Origin of the sequence: Streptomyces sp. NRRL F-6676, from assembly GCF_000725625.1 — a bacterium.
GTDB lineage: Bacteria > Actinomycetota > Actinomycetes > Streptomycetales > Streptomycetaceae > Streptomyces.
The window spans coordinates 159951-180604 of sequence record NZ_JOHS01000016.1; the positions used below are offsets into that span (position 1 = coordinate 159951).

A 20654-nucleotide genomic window follows, 5' to 3' on the forward strand; every position below is an offset into this window, starting at 1 on the left:
CACCCGCACTCCCCACACAACCCCCACCACCCGAGCTCTCCCGGGGTCCAAGGGGCGGAGCCCCTTGAGGGGACGGGAAGGGTAGGGGCGGCGGGGGCGAGGAGAACTTCCCCGCCCCTCCGTCACTCCGGCTCCGCCGGGGCCGTCGGCCGGGCCGGCAGCTCCGCTGCCAGGGATGCGGCGGCGCGGACCAGGGGGAGGGCGAGGAGGGCGCCCGCGCCCTCGCCGACCGTCACCCCGTGGTCCAGCAACGGCTCGATCGCCATCCGGTCCAGCGCCTTCGCCTGCCCCGGCTCCCCACTGCTCTGCCCCGCGAGCCACCAGTCCGGCGCCCGGAACGCCACCCGCTGCCCCACCAGCGCACAGGCCGCCGACACCACCCCGTCCAGGATCACCGGCGTCTTGCGCACGGCACATTGCAGCAGGAACCCCGTCATCGCCGCGAGATCGGCCCCGCCGACCGTCGCGAGCAGTTGCAGCTGATCCCCCAGCACCGGCCGCGCCCGCCGCAACGCGTCCCGGATCGCCGCGCACTTGCGCATCCACGCGAGGTCGTCGATGGCCTGCCCGCCCCGCCCGGTCACCACCGACGCGTCGGTCCCGCACAGCGCGGCGATGAGCACGGCCGCCGGCGTCGTGCCACCGACGCTGATGTCGCCGAGGACGACCAGGTCCGTCCCGCCGTCGGCCTCCTCGTCGGCGACCGCCATCCCGGCCCGGAACGCCGCCTCGGCCTCCTCCGCGCTGAGCGCGTCCTCGATGTCGATGCGCCCGCTGCCGCGCCGCACCCGGTGGCGTACGACCTCGGCGGGCAGCGCCCCGGGGTCGCAGTCCAGGCCCAGGTCGACCACCCGTACGGGCACCCCGGCCCCGCGGGCGAGGATCGCCGCAGGGCCGGCCCCGTCCAGTACGTCCCGCACCAGCCGCACGGCCTCGCCCGCGGGCCGGGCCGACACCCCGAGCGCGGCGACCCCGTGGTCGCCCGCGAACAGCACCGCGCGCGGCCGCTCGATCGGCCGTACCGGCACCGCGGACTGCGCCGCGGCGAGCCACTCGCCCAGCTCGTCCAGGCGGCCCAGGGCCCCGGGGGGCACGATCCGACTCTCCCGGTGCGCCTCGGCGTCGCGGCGCACCCCGCCGTCGGGGCGCTCGATCAGATCGGTGAAGTCGTCGAGATTAAGCGAGCTCATTCGCCGAACAGTACCGGCAGCGGACGGACCGGCCCGCGCCACGTGGGGGGCACGTCGTTGCACCGGTGATCGCGATCCCATACGTTCCGTTTTGCTCGCATTTACTACGGAGCATTCCCGCCTTCCAGGAGTCGCCCATGTCCCGCAGCACCTCGCAGGCGATCACCGCGCGGCGGACCGCGTGCCTCGGTGAAGTCGCCCGGGGTATCGAGCAGTTCCTCGGGCCCCGGCGCGAGAGCTGCCCCTGGTGCGGTTCGGGCCGGCTGCGCACCCGGGTGCGCACGCCCGACCTGCTGCGGCACCGGCCCGGACGGTTCACCGTCGACGGCTGCCGGGACTGCGGGCACGCCTTCCAGAACCCCCCGCTCTCCGCCGAGGGGCTCGCCTTCCACCACCGCGACCTGGCCGAAAGCCCCCTGGAGGCCGGGGAGTCGGCGCCCTGGCCGGGGCTCGCGCGGGCCACCCGGCGGCGGCACCGGGCCGCCGCGCGGGCGATGCTGCCGTACGGCGAACCGGAGAGCTGGCTCGACGTCGGCACCGGCTACGGGCACTTCCCGGCGGCGGCGCGGGAGTTCTTCCCGTACACCTCCTTCGACGGGCTGGACACCACGGGCCGGGTGGAGTGGGCGCGGGCCGAGGGGCGGGTGGAGGAGGCGCACCGCGGGCACCTCACCGACCCGCACGTCGTCGCGCGGCTGCGGGCCCGCTACGACGTGGTGAGCATGCTGCACCATCTGCCGCGGGTGCCGGGTCCGCGCGCCGAGCTGCGCGCCGCGCTCGCCGTACTGCGCCCGGGGGGCCGTCTGCTGCTCGAACTCCCGGACCCCGGCTGCCTGTTCGCGCGGCTGCTGGGGCGCTGGTGGGTTCCGTACGACCAGCCGCGGCAGCTGCATCTGCCGACGGTGCGGAATCTGACGGCGGAGCTGGCGGCGCGCGGCTGCGAGGTGCTCGCGGTGGACCGGACGCGGTCGCACGCGCCCGGCGATCTGACGGCGGCGCTGGCCCTGGCCCTCTCCCGGGCGGCCCCCGCGCCGGACACACCGTGGCGGCCGGCGCCGCCCTCGCCGCCGGCCCGCACGGTCCGCAGGGCGGTGCTCGGGGCGGGGGCCCCGCTGGTCGCGGCGGGGGCGGCGGTCGACCACGCGCTGGCGCCCGCGCTGCGGCACACCCGCTTTGCCAACACGTTCCGCATCGTCGCGCAACGCCCTTGAGGATCGTGTCGTCCTAGAGAGGGGGATGCGGACGTACTGCCGGAGACGCACGGATATGATCCGGTTTCATGGCAGATGCCCGAGTCAACGTGGGGACCGGCGACCGTACGGTGCCCCCGCCCCGTCCGGCCTCCCGGCCCCGCCGCCCGGTCCCCCGGCTGCGGTTCCGTCCCGTCTCCCGGCTCCGTACGGCCTGGGGGCGCGGGGGGCCGTGGGGCGTCGGCTCGGAGCGGCGGGCGGTGCTCGCGCGGCGGGCCGCCGCGTTCGCCGTCTGGTACGTACGGCTCGTCGCGTGCGTCAATCTGCTCAGCGCCGTCTGGGTCTCCCTCGGCCAGGACGTACGGCGCCACAACCACGCCGACCTGTTCACGCCGTACCTGCTGACCGCGGGCTTCGCCTCCGGCGTGGTGGCCCTGTTCCTCGCCGTCACCCTGCGCCGCCGCAAACGGGCCGCGTGGATCCTCAACCTGGCGCTCGCCGGGCCCTTCCTGGTGCTGCTCGGCCTCGCCATGACCTCCCCCGGGGTGCGTCACTACCCGCAGAACTGGGTCTCCCTGATCCTCACCGCCGTCTTCGTCGGCGCGCTGCTCGCCGGCCGGCGCGAGTTCTACGCCAAGGGGGACCGGTCCAACCCCCGGCTCGCCGCGGTCGTCGGCGGTGTCGGGCTGCTCGGCAGCTCGCTGCTGGCCGCGCTTCTGGTGACGGTCACCAACCGGGCGCCGGACGCGGCCCGTTCGACGTTCTGGGAGCGCTGGCACTACGGCACCCTGCGGCTGATCTCGGTCGCCGCCGACACCGCCCGCTTCCCCGGCATCCTGACGCCCAACTGGGTCAACGTCGCCGTCAACGTGCTCAGTACGGCGCTCCTCCTGGCCGTCGTGCACGCCGCGTTCCGCGCCCGCCGTGCCGTCGACCCGCTCACGGCGGAGGACGAGCGGCGGCTGCGCGCGCTGCTGGAGCGGCACGGCGAGCGGGACTCGCTCGGGTACTTCGCGCTGCGCCGGGAGAAGAGCGTGCTGTGGTCGCCGACCGGGAAGGCCGCGGTGGCCTACCGGGTCGTCGGCGGGGTCTCGCTCGCCTCCGGCGATCCGCTCGGGGACCCGGAGGCGTGGCCGGGCGCCATCGTGCCCTGGCTCGCCGAGGCCCGGGCGCACGGCTGGACCCCCGCGGTGATGGGCGCGGGCGAGGAGGCCGGCACGGTGTACGCGCGGCACGGTCTGGACGCCCTCGAACTCGGCGACGAGGCGCTGGTCGAGACGGCCGAGTTCACCCTGGAGGGCCGCGCCATGCGCACCGTCCGCCAGGCGCACAACCGGGTGCGGCGGGCGGGCCACCGGGTGCGGATCCGCCGCCACGAGGAGATCCCGGCCGACGAGATGGCGTATCTGCTGCACCGCGCCGACGACTGGCGCGACGGCGCCACCGAGCGCGGGTTCAGCATGGCGCTGGGGCGGCTCGGCGACCCGGAGGACGGGCGGTGCGTGATGGTCGAGTGCACCGACGCGGACGGGCGGCTGCGGGCGCTGCTGTCGTTCGTGCCGTGGGGGCCGCGCGGGCTCTCCCTGGACCTGATGCGGCGGGGGCGGGACTGCGACAACGGGCTGATCGAGTTCATGGTGATCGAGCTGCTGCGGGCCGCCCCGGGGCTGGGGATCGCCCAGGTCTCGCTCAACTTCGCGATGTTCCGCTCGGTCTTCGAGCGCGGGGCGCGGCTGGGTGCCGGGCCGGTGCTGCGGCTGTGGCGGTCGCTGCTGAGCTTCTTCTCCCGGTGGTGGCAGATCGAGTCGCTCTACCGCGCCAACGCGAAGTACCGGCCCATCTGGGAACCGCGGTTCGTGCTCTTCGAGAAAAGCGCGGACCTGCCGCGCATCGCGGTCGCGGCGGCCCGCGCGGAGGGGTTCCTGGAGGCCCCGGGGCTGCCGAAGTGGCTGCACCGACAGCATCTGGCGTCCCGGCGCTGAACCCGGCCCGGTACCGGCCCGGGGCGCTGAAACCTGTCTCGGTGCCGGCCGGGGGCGCCGAGCCCGTTTCAGCGGCGCGGGCCGAGGCCGGGCGGCGGCGGGTCCGGCGGGGTCGGGGCGCCGGCGATCCAGTCCTGGAACCGGCGGCGGGGGCCGCTCCAGCGCCGGTCGTGGCGGTAGGCGCGCAGCCGGGCGCGGGCCCGGGCGCGCGGGCGGCGGCGGTAGAAGCGGGTGGCCCAGAACGAGCCGGGGCGGGCCAGCCGGACCGCCCCGACGAGCGCGATCAGCGGCACGATCACCCCGAACAGCGCCAGCCGCGCCTTGCCCTTGCTCAGGGCGAGCAGCGAGAAGGCGAAGTTGACGGCCACGCTGACGACGACGCCGCCGCGGTCCCGCAGCTCCTCGCCCGTCATGTCGTTGACGCCGAACGGCAGGAATCCGGCGAGGACCAGCCCGACCAGGGCCGCCGTGACCACCACGACCTCCACGCTCTGCCGCCCGGCCTCGGTCCAGTAGACGTCGTCCAGGTGCAGGATCAGCGCGAACTCGTCGAGCACCAGCCCCGCGCCGACGCCGAACACCACCGCGAACGCGCCGGAGCCGAACCCGTGCCTGCCGCTCGCGACGGCGCCGAAGCCGCCGAGGACGGTGAGGACGACGCCGGGCACCACGTGGTGGATGTGCGTCCCGCCCGCGCTGACGTTGCCGAAGGGGCCCTTGCCGGCCCGGATCATGCGGGTGACGACGCGGGTGAGCAGAAAGGTCAGGACGAAGGCCGCGAGCGCGAGCAGCAGGGGCAGCTTCCCCGGCTCGACGATGTTGCGGACCCACCAGTGCCCCATACGCGCACTTTATTCACTTCGCGGGCTCGCGGCCCGGCGACGGTACGGCGCCCGTGCGGGGGCGTACGGCCTGTCGGCGTTCCGCGACCGCCCGGTAACCTGCGCCGGTGTCCACGACCCCGCGTTCGACCGGTCTCCGCTTCGCCTTCGGCACCCTCACGGTGTTCCCCGTCCACGTCACCCGGTGGGACAGGGAGGCCGCGCGGGCCGGCATGCTCTGCGCGCCGGTCGCCGGGCTGGCCGTCGGCGCGGCGGCCGGGCTGCTCGGGGCGCTGCTGGTCCAGCTCGGCGCGGGCGCCCTGCTCGCGGCGGTGGCCGCCGTCGCCGTACCGGCCGCGCTGACCCGGGGTCTGCACCTGGACGGGCTCGCCGACACCGCGGACGGGCTCGGCAGCGGCAAGCCCGCCGCGGCGGCGCTGGACATCATGAAGCGGTCGGACATCGGGCCGTTCGGCGTGCTCACCCTGCTGCTGGTGCTGCTCGGGCAGGTCGCCGCGCTCGCCCAGGCGTACGGCGCCTCGTGGCAGCGGGGGCTGGTCGCGGCGGTGGTGTCGGCGGCGGCGGCCCGGCTCGCGCTCACCCTGGCCGCGCGGCGGGGGGTGCCCGCGGCCCGCCCGGAGGGGCTGGGCGCGGCGGTGGCGGGGACGGTGCCGCGGGATGCGGCGCTGTGGGTGGCCGCCGCCGCGACCGTCCTGGCCGTCGCGGCCGGGGCCGCGCTGGGCGGGACGTACGACGCCGTCCGTACGGGACTGGCGGTGCCGCTCGCCGTCGGGGCCGCCGAGCCGCTGCTGCGGCACTGCGTACGGCGGTTCGGCGGGGTGACGGGGGACGTCTTCGGGGCGCTCGCGGAGACGGCGGGGACGGCGGCGCTGGTAGTGCTGTCGCTGGGGTGACCGCCCGGTCTCCCGGCCCGGCTCAGCAGGTCCTGCGCCAGGCGTCCAGGGCGTAGTGCTTGCGCAGGGAGCTCAGCCTCAGTTTCCGGGACTGCGCGCAGAAGTCGTCGGTCGACAGCTCGTACTCGACGTGGAAGACCGCCTTGCCGGCCGCGATGAACGGCTTCAGCTTGTCGCACTCGCCGTACTGGGCGCACTGCTCGTTGACCGCGAAGTCGAAGTCGCCGACGAGACGGGGGATCTGGTCCAGGTCGTTCTTCAGGCCGACGGCCATGCCGCGCTCGTGCGCCAGCCTGGCGATCAGACGGTTGTAGCGGAGCTGGTCGGTGGCGGTGAGGTCGAAGCCGGTGCGGTTCCTGTAGCCGTCCATGTTGTCGGGCTCGACGGCGTCGAAGCCCTTCTTGGCGCACATGTCGAGGCGGGCGGACATGAGGGGTTCGAGGAGGTCGGTGCGGCGGATGTCGAGCCAGCGTTCGCCCTTCCAGCCGTTGCCGCGGCCGAGGACGGACTTCGGGAACTCGTCCGCGTCCGGGCGGAAGTCCTCCCAGGCGCCGGTGGAGAGGTAGCAGATCACCTTGCGGTGGGCGTGGTGCAGGGTGGTGACGGTCGCCGCGGGGTGGTCGAAGCCGTCGATGTCGTAGACGGCGGTGTCGACGGTGGTGTCGAGGTGGCCGCTGAGCTGCCACTGCCAGGAGGTGGTGGGGGCCGGATGCCAGACGGCTCCGCCGGTGTCCCTGTCGTGGTCGTGGTCGTGCGCGGGGGCGCAGGCCGTGAGGAGGGTGAGGAGAAGCGCGAGCAGCACGGGCCGCGAACCCGGACGAATCATGATCCTCAAACCTACCGGCCGGTGCCCCACAAAATTCCCTCGCCCCCGCCGCCCCTACCCTTCCCGTCCTTGACAAGGGGCTCCGCCCCTTGGACCCCGGAGAGCTCGGGTGGGTGGGGTTGAGTGGGGAGTGCGGGTGGGTGGGGACTTCTCGCGCAGTTCCCCGCGCCCCTTTTTAGGGCGCGGGGAACTGCGCGACGGGGCGAAGCCCCGTTTCGGGGTCCAAGGGGCGGCGCCCCTTGAAGGGATGGGACGGGTAGGGGCGGCGGGGGCGAAACCCTCTTGGGGCGAGACCGGCGCGTAGGCTGCGGCGTGGCACATGACCGGGCCGGTCGGGGCCAGTGCGCACCGCGGAATTAGGGTCTACACCGGGCGGTCGACCCCATCCGTTCGGCCACAGAACACTTAGACGGAAGCGAGAATTCACCACCGTGACTGCTCTCACTCTCAGCACCGCCACCGCGTCCGGCCTCCGGGCCGACGCGCTCGTGGTCGGTGTCGCGAAGGGCACCGAAGGCCCGGTCGTCGCACCGGGCGCCGAGGCCGTCGACACGGCGTACGACGGCACGCTCGCCACCGTGCTCGAGACCCTCGGTGCCACCGGCGCCGAGGGCGAGGCGACGAAGCTGCCCGCCCCCGCCGGCTTCAAGGCCCCCGTCGTCGTGGCCGTCGGCCTGGGCCCCGAGCCCGAGCAGGACGCGTCGTACTCCGCGGAGACCCTCCGTCGCGCCGCCGGCACCGCCGCCCGCGCCCTGGCCGGCTCCCGCAAGGCCGCCTTCGCGCTCCCCCTCACCGACGCCGCCGACCTCGGCGCCGTCGCCGAGGGCGTGCTGCTCGGCGCGTACGTCTTCGACGCGTACAAGGAGACCGGCCGGGGCGGCAAGAACGCCAAGAACGGCAAGGCCCCCCTCGCCGAGGCCGTCCTGCTCGGCGGCAAGGCCCGCGACAAGGCCCACAAGGCCGCGCTCGCCCGGGCCACCGCCGTCGCCGAGGAGCTCAACCGCGCCCGCGACCTCGTCAACACCCCGCCGAACGACCTCACCCCGCAGGGGTTCGCCGCGCTCGCGCAGACCGCGGCCAAGGAGCACGGCCTCAAGATCCAGGTGCTCGACGAGAAGGCGCTCGCCAAGGGCGGCTACGGCGGCATCCTCGGCGTCGGCGTCGGCTCCGCCGTCCCGCCGCGCCTGGTGAAGCTGTCGTACACCCCGGCGAAGGGCGCCCGGACGGCCAAGCACCTGGCCTTCGTCGGCAAGGGCATCACCTACGACTCGGGCGGCATCTCGCTCAAGCCAGCCGGTCACAACGAGACGATGAAGTGCGACATGGCCGGCGCCGCCGCCGTGTTCGCCGCCGTCGTCACGGCCGCGCGGCTCGGCCTCGACGTCAAGGTCACCGGCTGGCTGGCACTCGCCGAGAACATGCCCTCCGGCTCCGCCACCCGCCCGGGTGACGTGCTGCGCATGTACAGCGGCAAGACGGTGGAGGTCCTCAACACCGACGCCGAGGGGCGGCTGGTGCTCGCCGACGCGCTGTGGGCGGCCTCCGAGGAGGAGCCGGACGCGATCGTCGACGTGGCCACGCTGACCGGCGCGATGATGGTGGCGCTGGGCAGCCGCACGTTCGGTGTCATGGCCAACGACGACGCGTTCCGCTCGGCGGTGCACGAGGCGGCCGAGGAGGTCGGCGAGCCGGCCTGGCCGATGCCGCTGCCGGAGCACCTGCGCAAGGCCGGTGACTCCCAGGTCGCCGACCTCTCGAACATGGGCGAGCGGATGGGCGGCGGTCTGTTCGCCGGTCTCTTCCTGCGCGAGTTCGTGGGCGAGGGCATCACCTGGGCGCACCTGGACATCGCCGGTCCGGCGTTCAACGAGGGCGCGCCGTTCGGCTACACCCCCAAGGGCGGCACGGGCACGGCCGTGCGCACGCTGGTGCGGCTCGCGGAGCTGACGGCGGCGGGCGACCTGGGCTGAGTCCCGCCCGCGCACGGAGGGGCCCGCCTCGTGCGGGCCCCTCCGTGCGCGGTCACGAGTGAGTCCTCCGCACGGTCACAAGTGAGTCCCCTGCTCGGTCACAAGTGAGCGTGGGACGTCTCACACCCCAGCCCCGCGTCTCGTACCCCGGCGACAAGTGCGAAGATGGGGCACGGCAGGACAGGGCCCCATCCGAGGGCCGAAGAACGAGCGGCCGGACACCAGCCGTCAGCCGGTCACCGACGACCGGTGGCGCACATGCATGGAGGACGTGACGTGGCGAACGACGCCAGCACCGTTTTCGACCTAGTGATCCTCGGCGGTGGTAGCGGTGGTTACGCCGCGGCCCTGCGCGGGGCGCAGCTGGGCCTGGACGTCGCCCTGATCGAGAAGGACAAGGTCGGCGGCACCTGCCTGCACCGGGGTTGCATCCCCACCAAGGCCCTGCTGCACGCGGGCGAGATCGCCGACCAGGCCCGCGAGAGCGAGGCCGTCGGCGTCAAGGCGACCTTCGAGGGCATCGACATCGCGGGCGTCCACAAGTACAAGGACGGGGTCATCTCCGGCCTGTACAAGGGCTTGCAGGGCCTGGTCGCCTCCCGCAAGGTGACGTACATCGAGGGTGAGGGCCGGCTGTCCTCCCCGACCTCGGTGGATGTGAACGGGCAGCGGATCCAGGGCCGGCACATCCTGCTGGCGACCGGCTCCGTGCCGAAGTCGCTGCCGGGCCTGAACATCGACGGCGACCGGATCATCTCCTCCGACCACGCCCTCGTGCTGGACCGCGTGCCGAAGTCCGCGGTCATCCTGGGCGGCGGCGTCATCGGCGTCGAGTTCGCCTCCGCGTGGAAGTCCTTCGGCGTCGACGTGACGATCGTCGAGGGCCTCAAGCACCTCGTCCCGGTCGAGGACGAGAACTCCTCCAAGCTGCTGGAGCGCGCCTTCCGCAAGCGCGGCATCAAGTTCAACCTGGGCACCTTCTTCCAGAAGGCGGAGTACACCCAGGACGGTGTCAAGGTCACCCTCGCCGACGGCAAGGAGTTCGAGGCCGAGGTCCTCCTCGTCGCCATCGGCCGCGGCCCGGTCTCGCAGGGCCTGGGCTACGAGGAGGCCGGGGTCGCCATGGACCGCGGCTACGTCCTCGTCGACGAGTACATGCGCACCAACGTGCCCACCGTCTCCGCCGTCGGCGACCTGGTCCCGACCCTCCAGCTCGCGCACGTCGGCTTCGCCGAGGGCATCCTGGTGGCGGAGCGGCTGGCCGGTCTGAAGACCGTGCCGATCGACTACGACGGTGTCCCCCGGGTGACGTACTGCCACCCCGAGGTCGCCTCCGTGGGCATCACCGAGGCCAAGGCCAAGGAGATCTACGGTGCGGACAAGGTCGTCGCCCTGAAGTACAACCTGGCGGGCAACGGCAGGAGCAAGATCCTCCAGACCTCGGGCGAGATCAAGCTCGTCCAGGTCAAGGACGGTGCGGTGGTCGGTGTCCACATGGTCGGCGACCGCATGGGCGAGCAGGTCGGCGAGGCACAGCTGATCTACAACTGGGAGGCGCTGCCGGCCGAGGTGGCCCAGCTCATCCACGCCCACCCGACGCAGAGCGAGGCACTCGGCGAGGCCCACCTGGCCCTGGCCGGCAAGCCGCTGCACGCCCACGACTGACCCCCTCGGTCGACGACAACAGACTTCCGCACTTCCGTTAAGGAGCAACCGAAACCATGGCGGTTTCCGTAACCCTTCCGGCGCTCGGTGAGAGCGTCACCGAGGGCACTGTCACCCGCTGGCTGAAGGCCGAGGGCGAGCGCGTCGAGGCCGACGAGCCGCTGCTCGAGGTGTCGACCGACAAGGTCGACACCGAGATCCCCTCGCCGGCCGCCGGTGTGCTGTCCTCCATCAAGGTCGCCGAGGACGAGACGGTCGAGGTCGGCGCCGAGCTGGCCGTCATCGACGACGGCTCCGGCGCCCCCGCGGCGGCCCCCGCGCCCGCCGCCGAGCCCGAGCCGCAGCCCGAGCCCGAGCCGGCGCCCCAGCCGGCCGCGGCCGCCCCCTCCACCGAGCAGGCCGCGCCCGCCCCGGCCCCGACCCCCGAGGCCGCCGCCGGCGGCGGTTCCGCCGAGGGCACCGACGTGGTGCTGCCGGCGCTCGGCGAGTCGGTCACCGAGGGCACGGTGACCCGCTGGCTGAAGGAGGTCGGCGAGTCCGTCGAGGCCGACGAGCCGCTGCTCGAGGTCTCCACCGACAAGGTCGACACCGAGATCCCGGCGCCCGCCTCCGGCGTGCTGCTCAAGATCGTGGTCGGCGAGGACGAGACGGCCGAGGTCGGCGCGAAGCTGGCCGTCATCGGTCAGCCGGGTGCCGCCCCGGCGGCGGCTCCGGCCGCCCCCGCCGCCCCGGCCCAGCCCGAGCCCACCCCGGCGCCCGCGCCGACTCCGGCTCCGGCTCCTGCCCCGGCCCCGGCCCCGCAGGCCGCCGCCCCGGCGCCCGCCCCGCAGGCGCCGACCGCCCCGGCCCCGCAGGTCCAGGAGACCCCGGCCCCCGCGCCGGTCCCGGCCGCTCCGGCGCCGGCTCCCGCCCCGGCTCCGGCTCCGGCCGCGACCGCCGGTGGCGACGGCGCCTACGTGACCCCGCTGGTGCGCAAGCTCGCCGCCGAGAACGGCGTCGACCTGGGCTCCGTCAAGGGCACCGGCGTCGGCGGCCGGATCCGCAAGCAGGACGTCATCGCCGCCGCCGAGGCCGCGAAGGCCGCCGCCCCGGCGCCGGCCGCCGCTGCCGCCCCGTCGACCGCGAAGAAGGCCCCGAAGCTCGAGGTCTCCCCGCTGCGCGGCCAGACCGTGAAGATGCCGCGGATCCGCAAGGTCATCGGCGACAACATGGTCAAGGCCCTGCACGAGCAGGCCCAGCTGTCCTCGGTGGTCGAGGTCGACGTCACCCGGCTGATGCGGCTGCGCGCCCAGGCGAAGGACTCCTTCGCGGCGCGCGAGGGCGTCAAGCTCTCCCCGATGCCGTTCTTCGTCAAGGCGGCGGCCCAGGCGCTGAAGGCCCACCCGGTCATCAACGCCAAGATCAACGAGGCCGAGGGGACCATCACCTACTTCGACTCCGAGAACCTCGGAATCGCGGTGGACTCCGAGAAGGGCCTGATGACCCCGGTCATCAAGCACGCGGGCGACCTCAACATCGCCGGTATCGCCAAGGCCACCGCCGAGCTCGCGGGCAAGGTCCGGGCCAACAAGATCACCCCGGACGAGCTGTCCGGCGCGACCTTCACCATCTCCAACACCGGCTCGCGCGGCGCGCTGTTCGACACGATCATCGTGCCGCCGGGTCAGGTCGCCATCCTCGGCATCGGCGCCACCGTCAAGCGCCCCGCCGTCATCGAGACGGAGGAGGGTACGGTCATCGGCGTCCGCGACATGACGTACCTGACGCTGTCCTACGACCACCGTCTGGTGGACGGCGCCGACGCGGCCCGTTACCTGACCGCGGTCAAGGCGATCCTGGAGGCGGGCGAGTTCGAGGTCGAGCTGGGCCTCTGACCCCCACGCCAGATCGGTGCACACGGTGCCCCCGCCCGGAACCCTCCGGGCGGGGGCACCGTCGTTGTTCCCGGCGCCGTCCACCTCGTTGCATGTGGCAACGGCGTGTGCGTCTCGTCTCACCTGCGGGTGAGCGCCCCCGTGCGCCCTTCCGCGCGGCGCCTACGGCCTTATTGTCTAAACGTCAAACGCCCCGGGGGCCCGACGGTCCTGTCCGGGCCGTCCAGCAACCTACGGAGCCCTCATGACCGCGCCCGTCGTCCACTCGCTGCGCGAACAGATCCGCGAGCACATCGTGGAGGGGATCGTCAGCGGGCGCTGGAAGCCGGGCGAGCGGATCGTGGAGCGGCGGATCGCCACGGAGCTGGAGGTCAGCCAGACTCCCGTGCGGGAGGCGCTGCGGGAGCTGGAGTCGCTGCGGCTGATCGAGTCCGCGCCGAACAAGGGCGTCCGGGTGCGGAACCTGACGGCGGCGGACCTGGAGGAGAGCTACCCCGTACGGGCCGGCCTGGAGGCGATCGCCGCGGAGCTGGCGGCGGAGCGGCTGGCGCTGGACTGCTCGGCCCTCGAGCCGCATGTCGCCGCGCTGTACGCGGCCGACCGGATGGCGGACGGCACGGGGCAGGTGCGGCACACGGTCGGCTTCCACCGTGAGCTGGTGCGGGCGGCCGGCAACAAGGTGCTGCTGCACACGTGGGAGGGGCTGGGCATCGAGGTGTTCACGGCACTGTCGATACGGTGGCTGGGGACGGTGCAGCAGTCGTACGCGGAGGAGCACGAGGAGCTGGTCGCGGCGTTCCGCCGCCGGGATCCGCGGATCGCGGACCTGGTCAAGTCCCACGTGCTGGGCTGCGCGCCGAGGGCCTGACCTGGGGGCACGTTGTCGGCTGCGGGTGGGTGGGGGCCGCGATCAGCCACAATCCACCCGCACCCGCCGACGAACCCCACCCCCCGAATTCTCCCGCGCAACCGCACGCAGGCCGAGCGAACCCCCCTCACCTGCGTAAACCCCCGGAGGGAACCGTCACCCCGTGCCACCGTCGGAGACACCCCGTGCCGACTTTCTCGTAATCAAGATATTTTGCCCCTCAACCCTTTGATCGATCATCGATCAGGGAGTTACAGTCCTCGTTGGGCCGCGCGGCGAAAGCGCATGGTGTCACAACACCGAAAGCCCACCGCCCTGTCCTGCCAAAGACCAAGGGCACCCGAACCCTTACCGATGAGGGAACCCCCTTCGACTGAGGAAGGCGGCGACATGACCGACCCCAACGCCATCCAGCCGAGCGCGCTCGACCAGCTCCCGGACCGGGACCCGGAGGAGACCGCCGAATGGCAGGCCTCCCTGGACGCCGTCACGGAGGCGGCCGGCCCGCACCGTGCGGCCTATCTGATGCGTCGCACCCTGGAGCGCGCCGAGGGAGCCGGCGTCCCGCTGCCGCAGCTCCTCGAGACGGACTACGTCAACACCATCCCCACCGCCGCCGAACCCGCCGTGGACGGCGACGAGGCGCTGGAGCAGCGGATCACCGCGTGGAACCGCTGGAACGCGGCCGCGATGGTGACCCGCGGCAGCAAGTACGGCGTCGGCGGCCACATCGCCACCTTCGCCTCGGCCGCCTGGCTGTACGAGACCGGCTTCAACCACTTCTTCCACGGCAAGGAGGGCGACGGCTCCGGCGACCAGCTGTACATCCAGGGCCACGCCTCCCCCGGCATCTACGCCCGTGCCTTCCTGGACGGACGGCTCAGCGAGACGCAGCTGGACAACTTCCGCCGCGAGGCCGGCGGCAACGGTCTGCCCTCGTACCCGCACCCGCGCCGGCTGCCCTGGCTGTGGGAGTTCCCCACCGTCTCCATGGGCCTCGGCCCGATCTCCGCGATCTACCAGGCGCGGTTCAACCGCTATCTGACCAGCCGCGGCATCAAGGACCTGAGCAACTCCCACGTCTGGGCGTTCCTCGGCGACGGCGAGATGGACGAGCCGGAGTCCACCACCGCGCTCACCCTCGCCTCCCGCGAGGGCCTGGACAACCTGACCTTCGTCATCAACTGCAACTTGCAGCGGCTCGACGGTCCGGTGCGCGCCAACTTCAAGATCGTGCAGGAGCTGGAGTCCCTCTTCCGGGGCGCCGGCTGGAACGTGATCAAGACCCTCTGGGGCACCGCCTGGGACGAGCTGTTCCGCCTGGACACCACGGGCGCCCTGGTCCGCCGGCTCCGCGAGGTACCGGACGCGCAGGTGCAGACGTACCAGACGCGCGACGCCGCCTACATCCGCGAGGACTTCTTCGGCAAGGACCCGGCGCTCGTCGAGATGGCGAAGCTGCTGAGCGACGACAAGATCGTCGAGTGTTTCCAGTTCTCGCGCGGCGGCCACGAGGCCCGCAAGGTCTACGCCGCGTACCGGGCGGCCCTCGCGCACAAGGGCGCGCCGACGGTGATCCTGGCCCAGACAGTCAAGGGCCACACCCTCGGTGACGGCTTCGCGTCGAAGAACGCCAACCACCAGATGAAGAAGCTGACGGTCGAGCAGTTCAAGGACATGCGCGACCGCCTGGAGCTGCCGATCTCGGACGCGCAGTTCGTCGACGGCGTGGTCCCCTACGGCCACCCCGGCGCCGACGCCCCCGAGGTCCGCTACCTCCAGGAGCGCCGCGCGGCCCTCGGCGGCCCGGCCCCCTCCCGCCGGGTGCACCCGGTCGCGCCGCTGCCGATGCCGGCCGACAAGGCGTTCACCGCGTTCGACAAGGGCTCCGGCTCGCAGTCCGTCGCCACGACGATGGCCTTCGTCCGCCTGGTCAAGGACCTCGTCCGCGACAAGGAGACCGGCAAGCGCTGGGTGCCGATCGTCCCCGACGAGGCGCGCACCTTCGGCATGGAGAGCCTCTTCCCGTCCCTGGGCATCTACTCGCCCAAGGGCCAGACGTACGAGCCGGTCGACCGCGACCAGCTCATGTACTACAAGGAAGCGAAGAACGGCCAGATCTTCAACGAGGGGATCACCGAGGCCGGCGCCATGGCCGAGTTCATCGCCGCCTCGACGTCGTACGCGACGCACAGCGAGACGATGATCCCGTTCTACATCTACTACTCGATGTTCGGCTGGCAGCGCACCGGCGACCAGATGTGGCAGCTCGGCGACCAGCTCGGCCGCGGCTTCCTCGTCGGCGCCACGGCCGGCCGGACGACGCTGACGGGCGAGGGCCTCCAGCACGCCGACGGTCACTCGCCGGCGATCGCCGCGACCAACCCGGCGGCGCTGACGTACGACCCCGCGTTCGCGTACGAGCTCGGCGTCATCGTCAAGGACGGTATGCGCCGGATGTTCGGCGAGGCGGCGCCGGGTGAGGACCCGAACGTCTTCTACTACCTCACCGTCTACAACGAGCCGCTGCCGCAGCCCGCGAAGCCGGCGACGCCCGGCATCGACGAGGGCATCGTCAAGGGCCTGTACCGCTTCAACACGGCGGAGTCGGCGGGGCTGACCACGGTCGCCAACGCGCCGCGGCTCCAGCTGCTCGGCTCGGGCACGGCGATCCACTGGACGCTGAAGGCGCAGCGGCTGCTCGCCGAGGAGTGGGGTGTCGCGGCGGACGTGTGGTCCGCGACGTCCTGGACCGAGCTGCGGCGTGACGCGATGGAGGCGGACGCGGCGCTGCTGCGGGGCGAGGAGCGGGTGCCGTTCGTACGGCGGGCGCTGCACGGGGCGCAGGGTCCCGTGCTGGCGGTCTCCGACTACATGCGGCAGGTGCCGGACCAGATCGCGCAGTGGGTCGAGCAGGACTGGGCGTCGCTGGGGGCGGACGGGTTCGGCCTCTCCGACACCCGTGAGGCCGCGCGTCGTCACTTCGGCGTCGACGCGGAGTCGATCGTCGTCGCCGCGCTGGCGCACCTCGCGCGCCGGGGCGAGGTCAAGGCCACGGCGGTGAAGGAAGCGCGCGAGCGGTACGGGTTGTAGTTCGACGGGGGGTGGGGGCGGCCGGGGCGGTTTTCTTCGCCCCCGCCGCCCGTACCCTTCCCGTCCTCAAGGGGCTCCGCCCCTTTGACCCCGTTTGCGCAGTTCCCCGCGCCCCTATTCAGGGGCGCGGGGAACTGCGCGATCTTTCGGGGGTCCGGGGGCTTGCCCCCGGGGTCGGGACGGGTAGGGGCGGCGGGGGCGAGGAAAAGCGGCCGCAACCCATCCCCACCCGCGCCAAAATGAACCCATGCGTGCCGCCAGGCTCATCAGAATGGTGCTGCTCCTTCAGGGCCGCCCCACCATGACCGCCGCCGAGCTCGCCCGGGAGCTGGAGGTCTCGGAGCGGACCGTCGCCCGCGACGCCCAGGCCCTCTCCGAGGCCGGCATCCCCGTGTACGCGGACCGCGGCCGCGCCGGCGGCTACCGCCTCCTCCACGGCTACCGCACACGCCTCACGGGCCTGGCCCGCACCGAGGCCGAGGCCCTGTTCCTCTCCGGCCTCCCCGGCCCCCTGCGCGACATGGGCCTCGCCGACGCCGCCTCCGCCGCCCGTCTGAAGGTCACCGCCGCGCTCCTCCCCTCCCTCCGCGACACCCCCCGCACGGCCGCCCAGCGCTTCCACCTCGACGCCCCCGCCTGGTTCCGGGACCCCCGCACCCCGGACCAGCTCCCGGCGATCGCGGAGGCCGTCTGGGACGACCGCCGCATCACCGCCCGCTACCGCCGCCGCCCCGAGGACGACGAGGTGGAACGGGAGCTGGAACCGTACGGCCTCGTCCTGAAGGCGGGCACCTGGTACCTGTGCGCCCGCGTCACCGCACCGGACGGCGGGGCGTTCCGCGTGTACCGCCTCGACCGGTTCACGGCGGTCACCCCGGCGGCGCCCGGCGAGGACCGCTTCACCCGCGACGACACCTTCGACCTGCCCGCCTTCTGGGCGGAGCACGCCGCGGAGTTCGCGCGCTCGATCCTGCGCACGGAGGTCGTCGTACGCCTCTCCCCCGAGGGCGCCCGCCTGCTCCCCGGCGTCGTCGACCCCGCCTCCGCCCGCCACGCGCTGGCCGACGCGAGCGGCGAGGACGCCCCGGACGGCAGGGTCACCGTGACCCTGCCGGTGGAGTCCGAGGAGGTCGCCCACGCCCAGCTCACCGCGCTGGGCCCGGAGGCGGAGGTACTGGCCCCCGCCTCCCTGCGCCAGCGCCTCGCCGCCGACGCCCGCCGCCTCGCGGCGCTCTACGCCTGACGGCCGACGGCTGACGGCCGAACTGTCGCGCGCGACCGACGTGCATCCCGCCCGCTCAGGGCAGATGCTGGGGGCGTGATGGACGAGACGGAGTTCTGGGAGCTGGTGGACACCACCCGCGAGGCCGCCGGGGGCGATCCGGAGGAGCACGCCGACCTGCTGGTGGAGCGGCTCGTCCGGCTGGACCCGGAGGCGGTGCTGGATTTCGCCCGCCACTTCGAGGCCCGCTACAACCGGGCCTACCGCTGGGACCTGTGGGGCGCCGCCTGGCTGCTGCTCGGCGGGGCGAGCGACGACGCCTTCGACTACTTCCGCTGCTGGCTGATCGGCCAGGGCCGTGAGGTCTTCGAGGGCGCCCTGCACGACCCGGACTCCCTCGCCGAGCTCCTGGACGACTTCGACGAACGCGTCGACGGCGACGGCGAGGAGCTGGGCTACGCGGCCGACGAGGCGTACGAGCAGCTCACCGGGGTCGTCGCCCCGGATCTCGGGCTGCCGCCCGCGCCCTCCGAACCCGCGGGCACACCGCAGGACTTCGAGGACGAGGCCGCCCTGGCCCGCCGCTACCCCTCCCTGTGGACCCGTTTCGGCGACTGACCCGGGCGCGGGTGCGGATGCGGACGCGGTTCAGGCGCGGCCCTGCAACTGTGCCGCCCGCTCCCTTATCCACGCCAGCCGGGCCGAGAGCGCGGCGCCGGGGCAGCTCGTCTGGTAGCCCGCGTCGTGCCCGGCCACCGCCGGGAGCACCGCGGTCGCCCCGGCGGCGTACCGGCTGCCGCCGTTGCTGGAGACGAGGGCGACCCGGGAGCGCGGGTCGACGTCGGAGAGGCCGAGCTTCCAGGCGGCGAGCGCGGCGATGGCCTCGGTCATCTCCTGCGGCACGGGGGTGCCCGCGGTGAACGTGCCGATCGCGGCGATGCCGGCGGTGCGGTGGTTGAAGCCCTGGGTGTGGGCACCGGTGACGGGGCGGTCGACGCCGCCGGCCCGGCCCTCGTAGATGGTGCCGCAGCGGTCGACGAGGAAGTTGTAGCCGATGTCGTCCCACTGCCGGGCGGCGGTCTGGCCCTGGTAGAGGGCGCGGATGATGCGGGGCGCGTCGGCGCAGTCGTAGCCGTTGGGCGAGTCGGTGTGGTGGACGAAGATCGCGACGACCCGGTCGTCGTAGCGCGGGGGCGGCTGTGCGGGCAGGCCCTCGCCCGCCCAGCGCGAGCGCGGCACGATGGCCGGGCGGACGGCGGGGTGCGCGGGGGCGGTGGCCGGATGCCGGGTGGGGGCGGGGTGCGCGGACCGGGCGCCGGTGGGGGCGGCGCCGACCGCGCAGAACGCCAGGACGAGCGCGACGGCGGCGCCCGGCAGACAGCCGAGCAGCAGCACCAGGGCACGCCGGGTACGGCGGTGTCCGGACCGCCTCCGGGGCACGGCGGACCGGCGGGACGTCCGGCGGTCCGCCCCGTGGGACGAAGGCCGCTGCCCGTGCCCGCCGCCGAACCCGCCGTCGTGTCCGGCGCGATGTCTGTGCCTGCCGCGCGTTCTCGCCCGCAGGCGCCCGCGCGTTCCTCGGACCACACGCATGGTCCCCACCCTCACCCGCCTCCGCCGGCCCCGCGACGCGTGCGCTGCCAGATGTGTGCCGCGCCACCCGGTGGAACCATCGTCGTGTCCCGGAGCGTTTTCGAAGGGTGCGGGCACCGGTGCCGTACGGATGGCTCCGGGCCTGATCAACGGGCGCGGCGGGCACGTACTCAGAGGTGCGCCCGGTGCGTGCCGAAGGGTGCGCCCGGTGCGTGCCGAGGGGGGCGGCCCGAGAGAAAGGCGGCCATGTGGACCTGCTCGACGTAGTGCTGTTGCTGGTGATCCTGGCCTACGCGGCCTCCGGTTACCGGCGCGGGCTGGTCGCCGGCTGCGTGTCGCTGGCCGGCTTCGTGGCCGGTGCCGTGATCGGCGTGTGGGCGCTGCCGTGGGTCATGGAGCTGGTCACCCGGGGCACCCCCCTGGCCACCCTGACGGCGGTGCTGACGCTGCTGGTGCCGGCCGCCGTGGGGCACGAGCTGGCGGGCCGGCTGGCCCTGCGGCTGCGCGGCGAGCTGGACCAGGGGGCGCTGCGGGTGGCGGACGGGGTCGGCGGGGCGGCGGCCAACACCGTGGCCGTCCTGCTGGTGGCGTGGGTGGCGGCGAGCGTGGTCGGCGCCTCCTCGTCCACGGTGGTCTCCTCCTCGATCCGCAACTCGGCACTGCTGGGCGCGGTGCAGGACGTCATGCCGGAGACGACCCCGTCGTGGTTCTCGCGGGCCACGACGGCGCTCACCGAGGCGGGCTTCCCACAGGTGTTCAACCCGTTCGAGAACGAGCCGACGGCGGGCGTCGCCGAGCCCTCCGGCGACAACGTCACGGCCCGCGCCACGAAGGCGGCCACGTCGAGCACCGTGAAGGTCGAGGGCATCGCGGGCGACCAGGGCCGCGAGGGCAGCGGCTTCGTCTACGCGCCCCGGCACGTGATGACCAACGCGCACGTGGTGGCGGGCATCGACGACCCCTCGGTCCGCGTGGGCGGCGTCGGCACGGTGTACGCGGCCCGGGTGGTGCTGTTCGACCCGGACAAGGACGTGGCGGTGCTGTACGTGCCGGAGCTGACCGCCCCGGCGCTCCGCTTCGACGACACGGCGGGGCGCGGTGACCCGGCGGTGGTGGCCGGTTATCCGCAGGACGGCGGGCTGAACCTGCGGGCGGCCACGGTCGCGAGCACGATCGAGGCGACGGGCCGGAACATCTACAACACCGGCACCGTCACCCGGCAGATCTACTCCGTCCGCTCCACGGTGCTGCCCGGCAACTCGGGCGGACCGCTGCTCAGCACCGACGGCCGGGTGTACGGGGTGGTGTTCGCGCGCTCCACCTCGGACGCGGAGACGGGGTACGTGCTCACCGCGAAGGAGGTCGCGGACGACGCCCGCGACGCGAGGAACCGCACGGCGGCGGTGGACACCGGCGACCTGACGGAGTCGTGACCGCTCGGCGCCG

At 73.7% G+C, this 20654-nt stretch carries 15 protein-coding genes; 11 read left to right on the forward strand and 4 right to left on the reverse strand.

Features of this window, described 5'->3' with window-relative positions:
* Positions 1 to 122: 122 nt before the first annotated feature.
* Positions 123 to 1190: a nicotinate-nucleotide--dimethylbenzimidazole phosphoribosyltransferase gene (cobT, locus tag IO29_RS13735; protein ID WP_030382592.1), complete on the reverse strand. Its 1068-nt coding sequence runs from the start codon at positions 1188 to 1190 to the stop codon at positions 123 to 125.
* 137 nt (positions 1191 to 1327) lie between these two features.
* On the opposite strand from cobT, the gene IO29_RS13740 reads away from it, so the two are divergent.
* The gene (locus IO29_RS13740) at positions 1328 to 2401 is read left to right on the forward strand and encodes a class I SAM-dependent methyltransferase (RefSeq protein ID WP_030382591.1); all 1074 of its coding nucleotides are present in this window, start codon (positions 1328 to 1330) and stop codon (positions 2399 to 2401) included.
* Between the two features lie 68 nt (positions 2402 to 2469).
* Positions 2470 to 4362, forward strand: coding sequence for a phosphatidylglycerol lysyltransferase domain-containing protein (locus IO29_RS13745; protein ID WP_030382590.1), 1893 nt, complete (start codon positions 2470 to 2472; stop codon positions 4360 to 4362).
* 68 nt (positions 4363 to 4430) lie between these two features.
* Here IO29_RS13745 and IO29_RS13750 read toward each other — a convergent pair whose 3' ends face one another.
* Positions 4431 to 5204, reverse strand: coding sequence for a hypothetical protein (locus IO29_RS13750; protein ID WP_030382589.1), 774 nt, complete (start codon positions 5202 to 5204; stop codon positions 4431 to 4433).
* A 107-nt stretch (positions 5205 to 5311) separates the two neighbouring features.
* Between IO29_RS13750 and IO29_RS13755 the strand changes: the two genes are divergently transcribed.
* Positions 5312 to 6097 carry an adenosylcobinamide-GDP ribazoletransferase gene (locus IO29_RS13755; RefSeq protein WP_030382588.1) on the forward strand — a complete coding sequence of 262 codons (786 nt, stop codon included), beginning with the start codon at positions 5312 to 5314 and terminating at the stop codon, positions 6095 to 6097.
* 22 nt (positions 6098 to 6119) lie between these two features.
* Here the strand turns inward: IO29_RS13755 and IO29_RS13760 are convergent, their stop codons facing one another.
* On the reverse strand, positions 6120 to 6923 hold the full coding sequence (locus IO29_RS13760) for an endo alpha-1,4 polygalactosaminidase (protein ID WP_030994083.1): 804 nt from the start codon (positions 6921 to 6923) through the stop codon (positions 6120 to 6122).
* A gap of 431 nt (positions 6924 to 7354) precedes the next feature.
* Here IO29_RS13760 and IO29_RS13765 point away from each other — a divergent pair, with 431 nt between their 5' ends.
* The 7 genes from IO29_RS13765 to IO29_RS13795 all read left to right on the forward strand — a co-directional run bounded on the left by IO29_RS13765 (position 7355) and on the right by IO29_RS13795 (position 18233).
* Entirely contained in the window at positions 7355 to 8893 is a 1539-nt protein-coding gene (locus IO29_RS13765; RefSeq protein ID WP_030382586.1) for a leucyl aminopeptidase, read from the forward strand.
* Positions 8894 to 9169: 276 nt separating this feature from the next.
* Complete coding sequence (lpdA, locus tag IO29_RS13770) at positions 9170 to 10558, forward strand: dihydrolipoyl dehydrogenase (RefSeq protein ID WP_030382585.1); 1389 nt, start codon at positions 9170 to 9172, stop codon at positions 10556 to 10558.
* A gap of 56 nt (positions 10559 to 10614) precedes the next feature.
* A complete protein-coding gene (gene sucB / locus IO29_RS13775) occupies positions 10615 to 12432 on the forward strand; it encodes a 2-oxoglutarate dehydrogenase, E2 component, dihydrolipoamide succinyltransferase (RefSeq protein ID WP_030382584.1) in 1818 nt (605 codons plus the stop codon).
* A gap of 244 nt (positions 12433 to 12676) precedes the next feature.
* Positions 12677 to 13300 carry a GntR family transcriptional regulator gene (locus tag IO29_RS13780; protein WP_030382583.1) on the forward strand — a complete coding sequence of 208 codons (624 nt, stop codon included), beginning with the start codon at positions 12677 to 12679 and terminating at the stop codon, positions 13298 to 13300.
* A gap of 390 nt (positions 13301 to 13690) precedes the next feature.
* A complete protein-coding gene (gene aceE, locus IO29_RS13785) occupies positions 13691 to 16393 on the forward strand; it encodes a pyruvate dehydrogenase (acetyl-transferring), homodimeric type (RefSeq protein WP_030382582.1) in 2703 nt (900 codons plus the stop codon).
* A 247-nt stretch (positions 16394 to 16640) separates the two neighbouring features.
* Positions 16641 to 17636 carry a helix-turn-helix transcriptional regulator gene (locus IO29_RS13790; RefSeq protein WP_030382581.1) on the forward strand — a complete coding sequence of 332 codons (996 nt, stop codon included), beginning with the start codon at positions 16641 to 16643 and terminating at the stop codon, positions 17634 to 17636.
* A 78-nt stretch (positions 17637 to 17714) separates the two neighbouring features.
* Positions 17715 to 18233 (forward strand): DUF4240 domain-containing protein, encoded by a 519-nt coding sequence (locus IO29_RS13795; protein WP_030382580.1) that lies wholly within the window; start codon positions 17715 to 17717, stop codon positions 18231 to 18233.
* A 30-nt stretch (positions 18234 to 18263) separates the two neighbouring features.
* Here IO29_RS13795 and IO29_RS13800 read toward each other — a convergent pair whose 3' ends face one another.
* Positions 18264 to 19055, reverse strand: coding sequence for a peptidoglycan recognition protein family protein (locus IO29_RS13800; protein WP_234307659.1), 792 nt, complete (start codon positions 19053 to 19055; stop codon positions 18264 to 18266).
* Between the two features lie 401 nt (positions 19056 to 19456).
* Between IO29_RS13800 and IO29_RS13805 the strand changes: the two genes are divergently transcribed.
* On the forward strand, positions 19457 to 20641 hold the full coding sequence (locus tag IO29_RS13805; protein ID WP_030382578.1) for a MarP family serine protease: 1185 nt from the start codon (positions 19457 to 19459) through the stop codon (positions 20639 to 20641).
* The last annotated feature ends 13 nt before the right edge of the window (positions 20642 to 20654 follow it).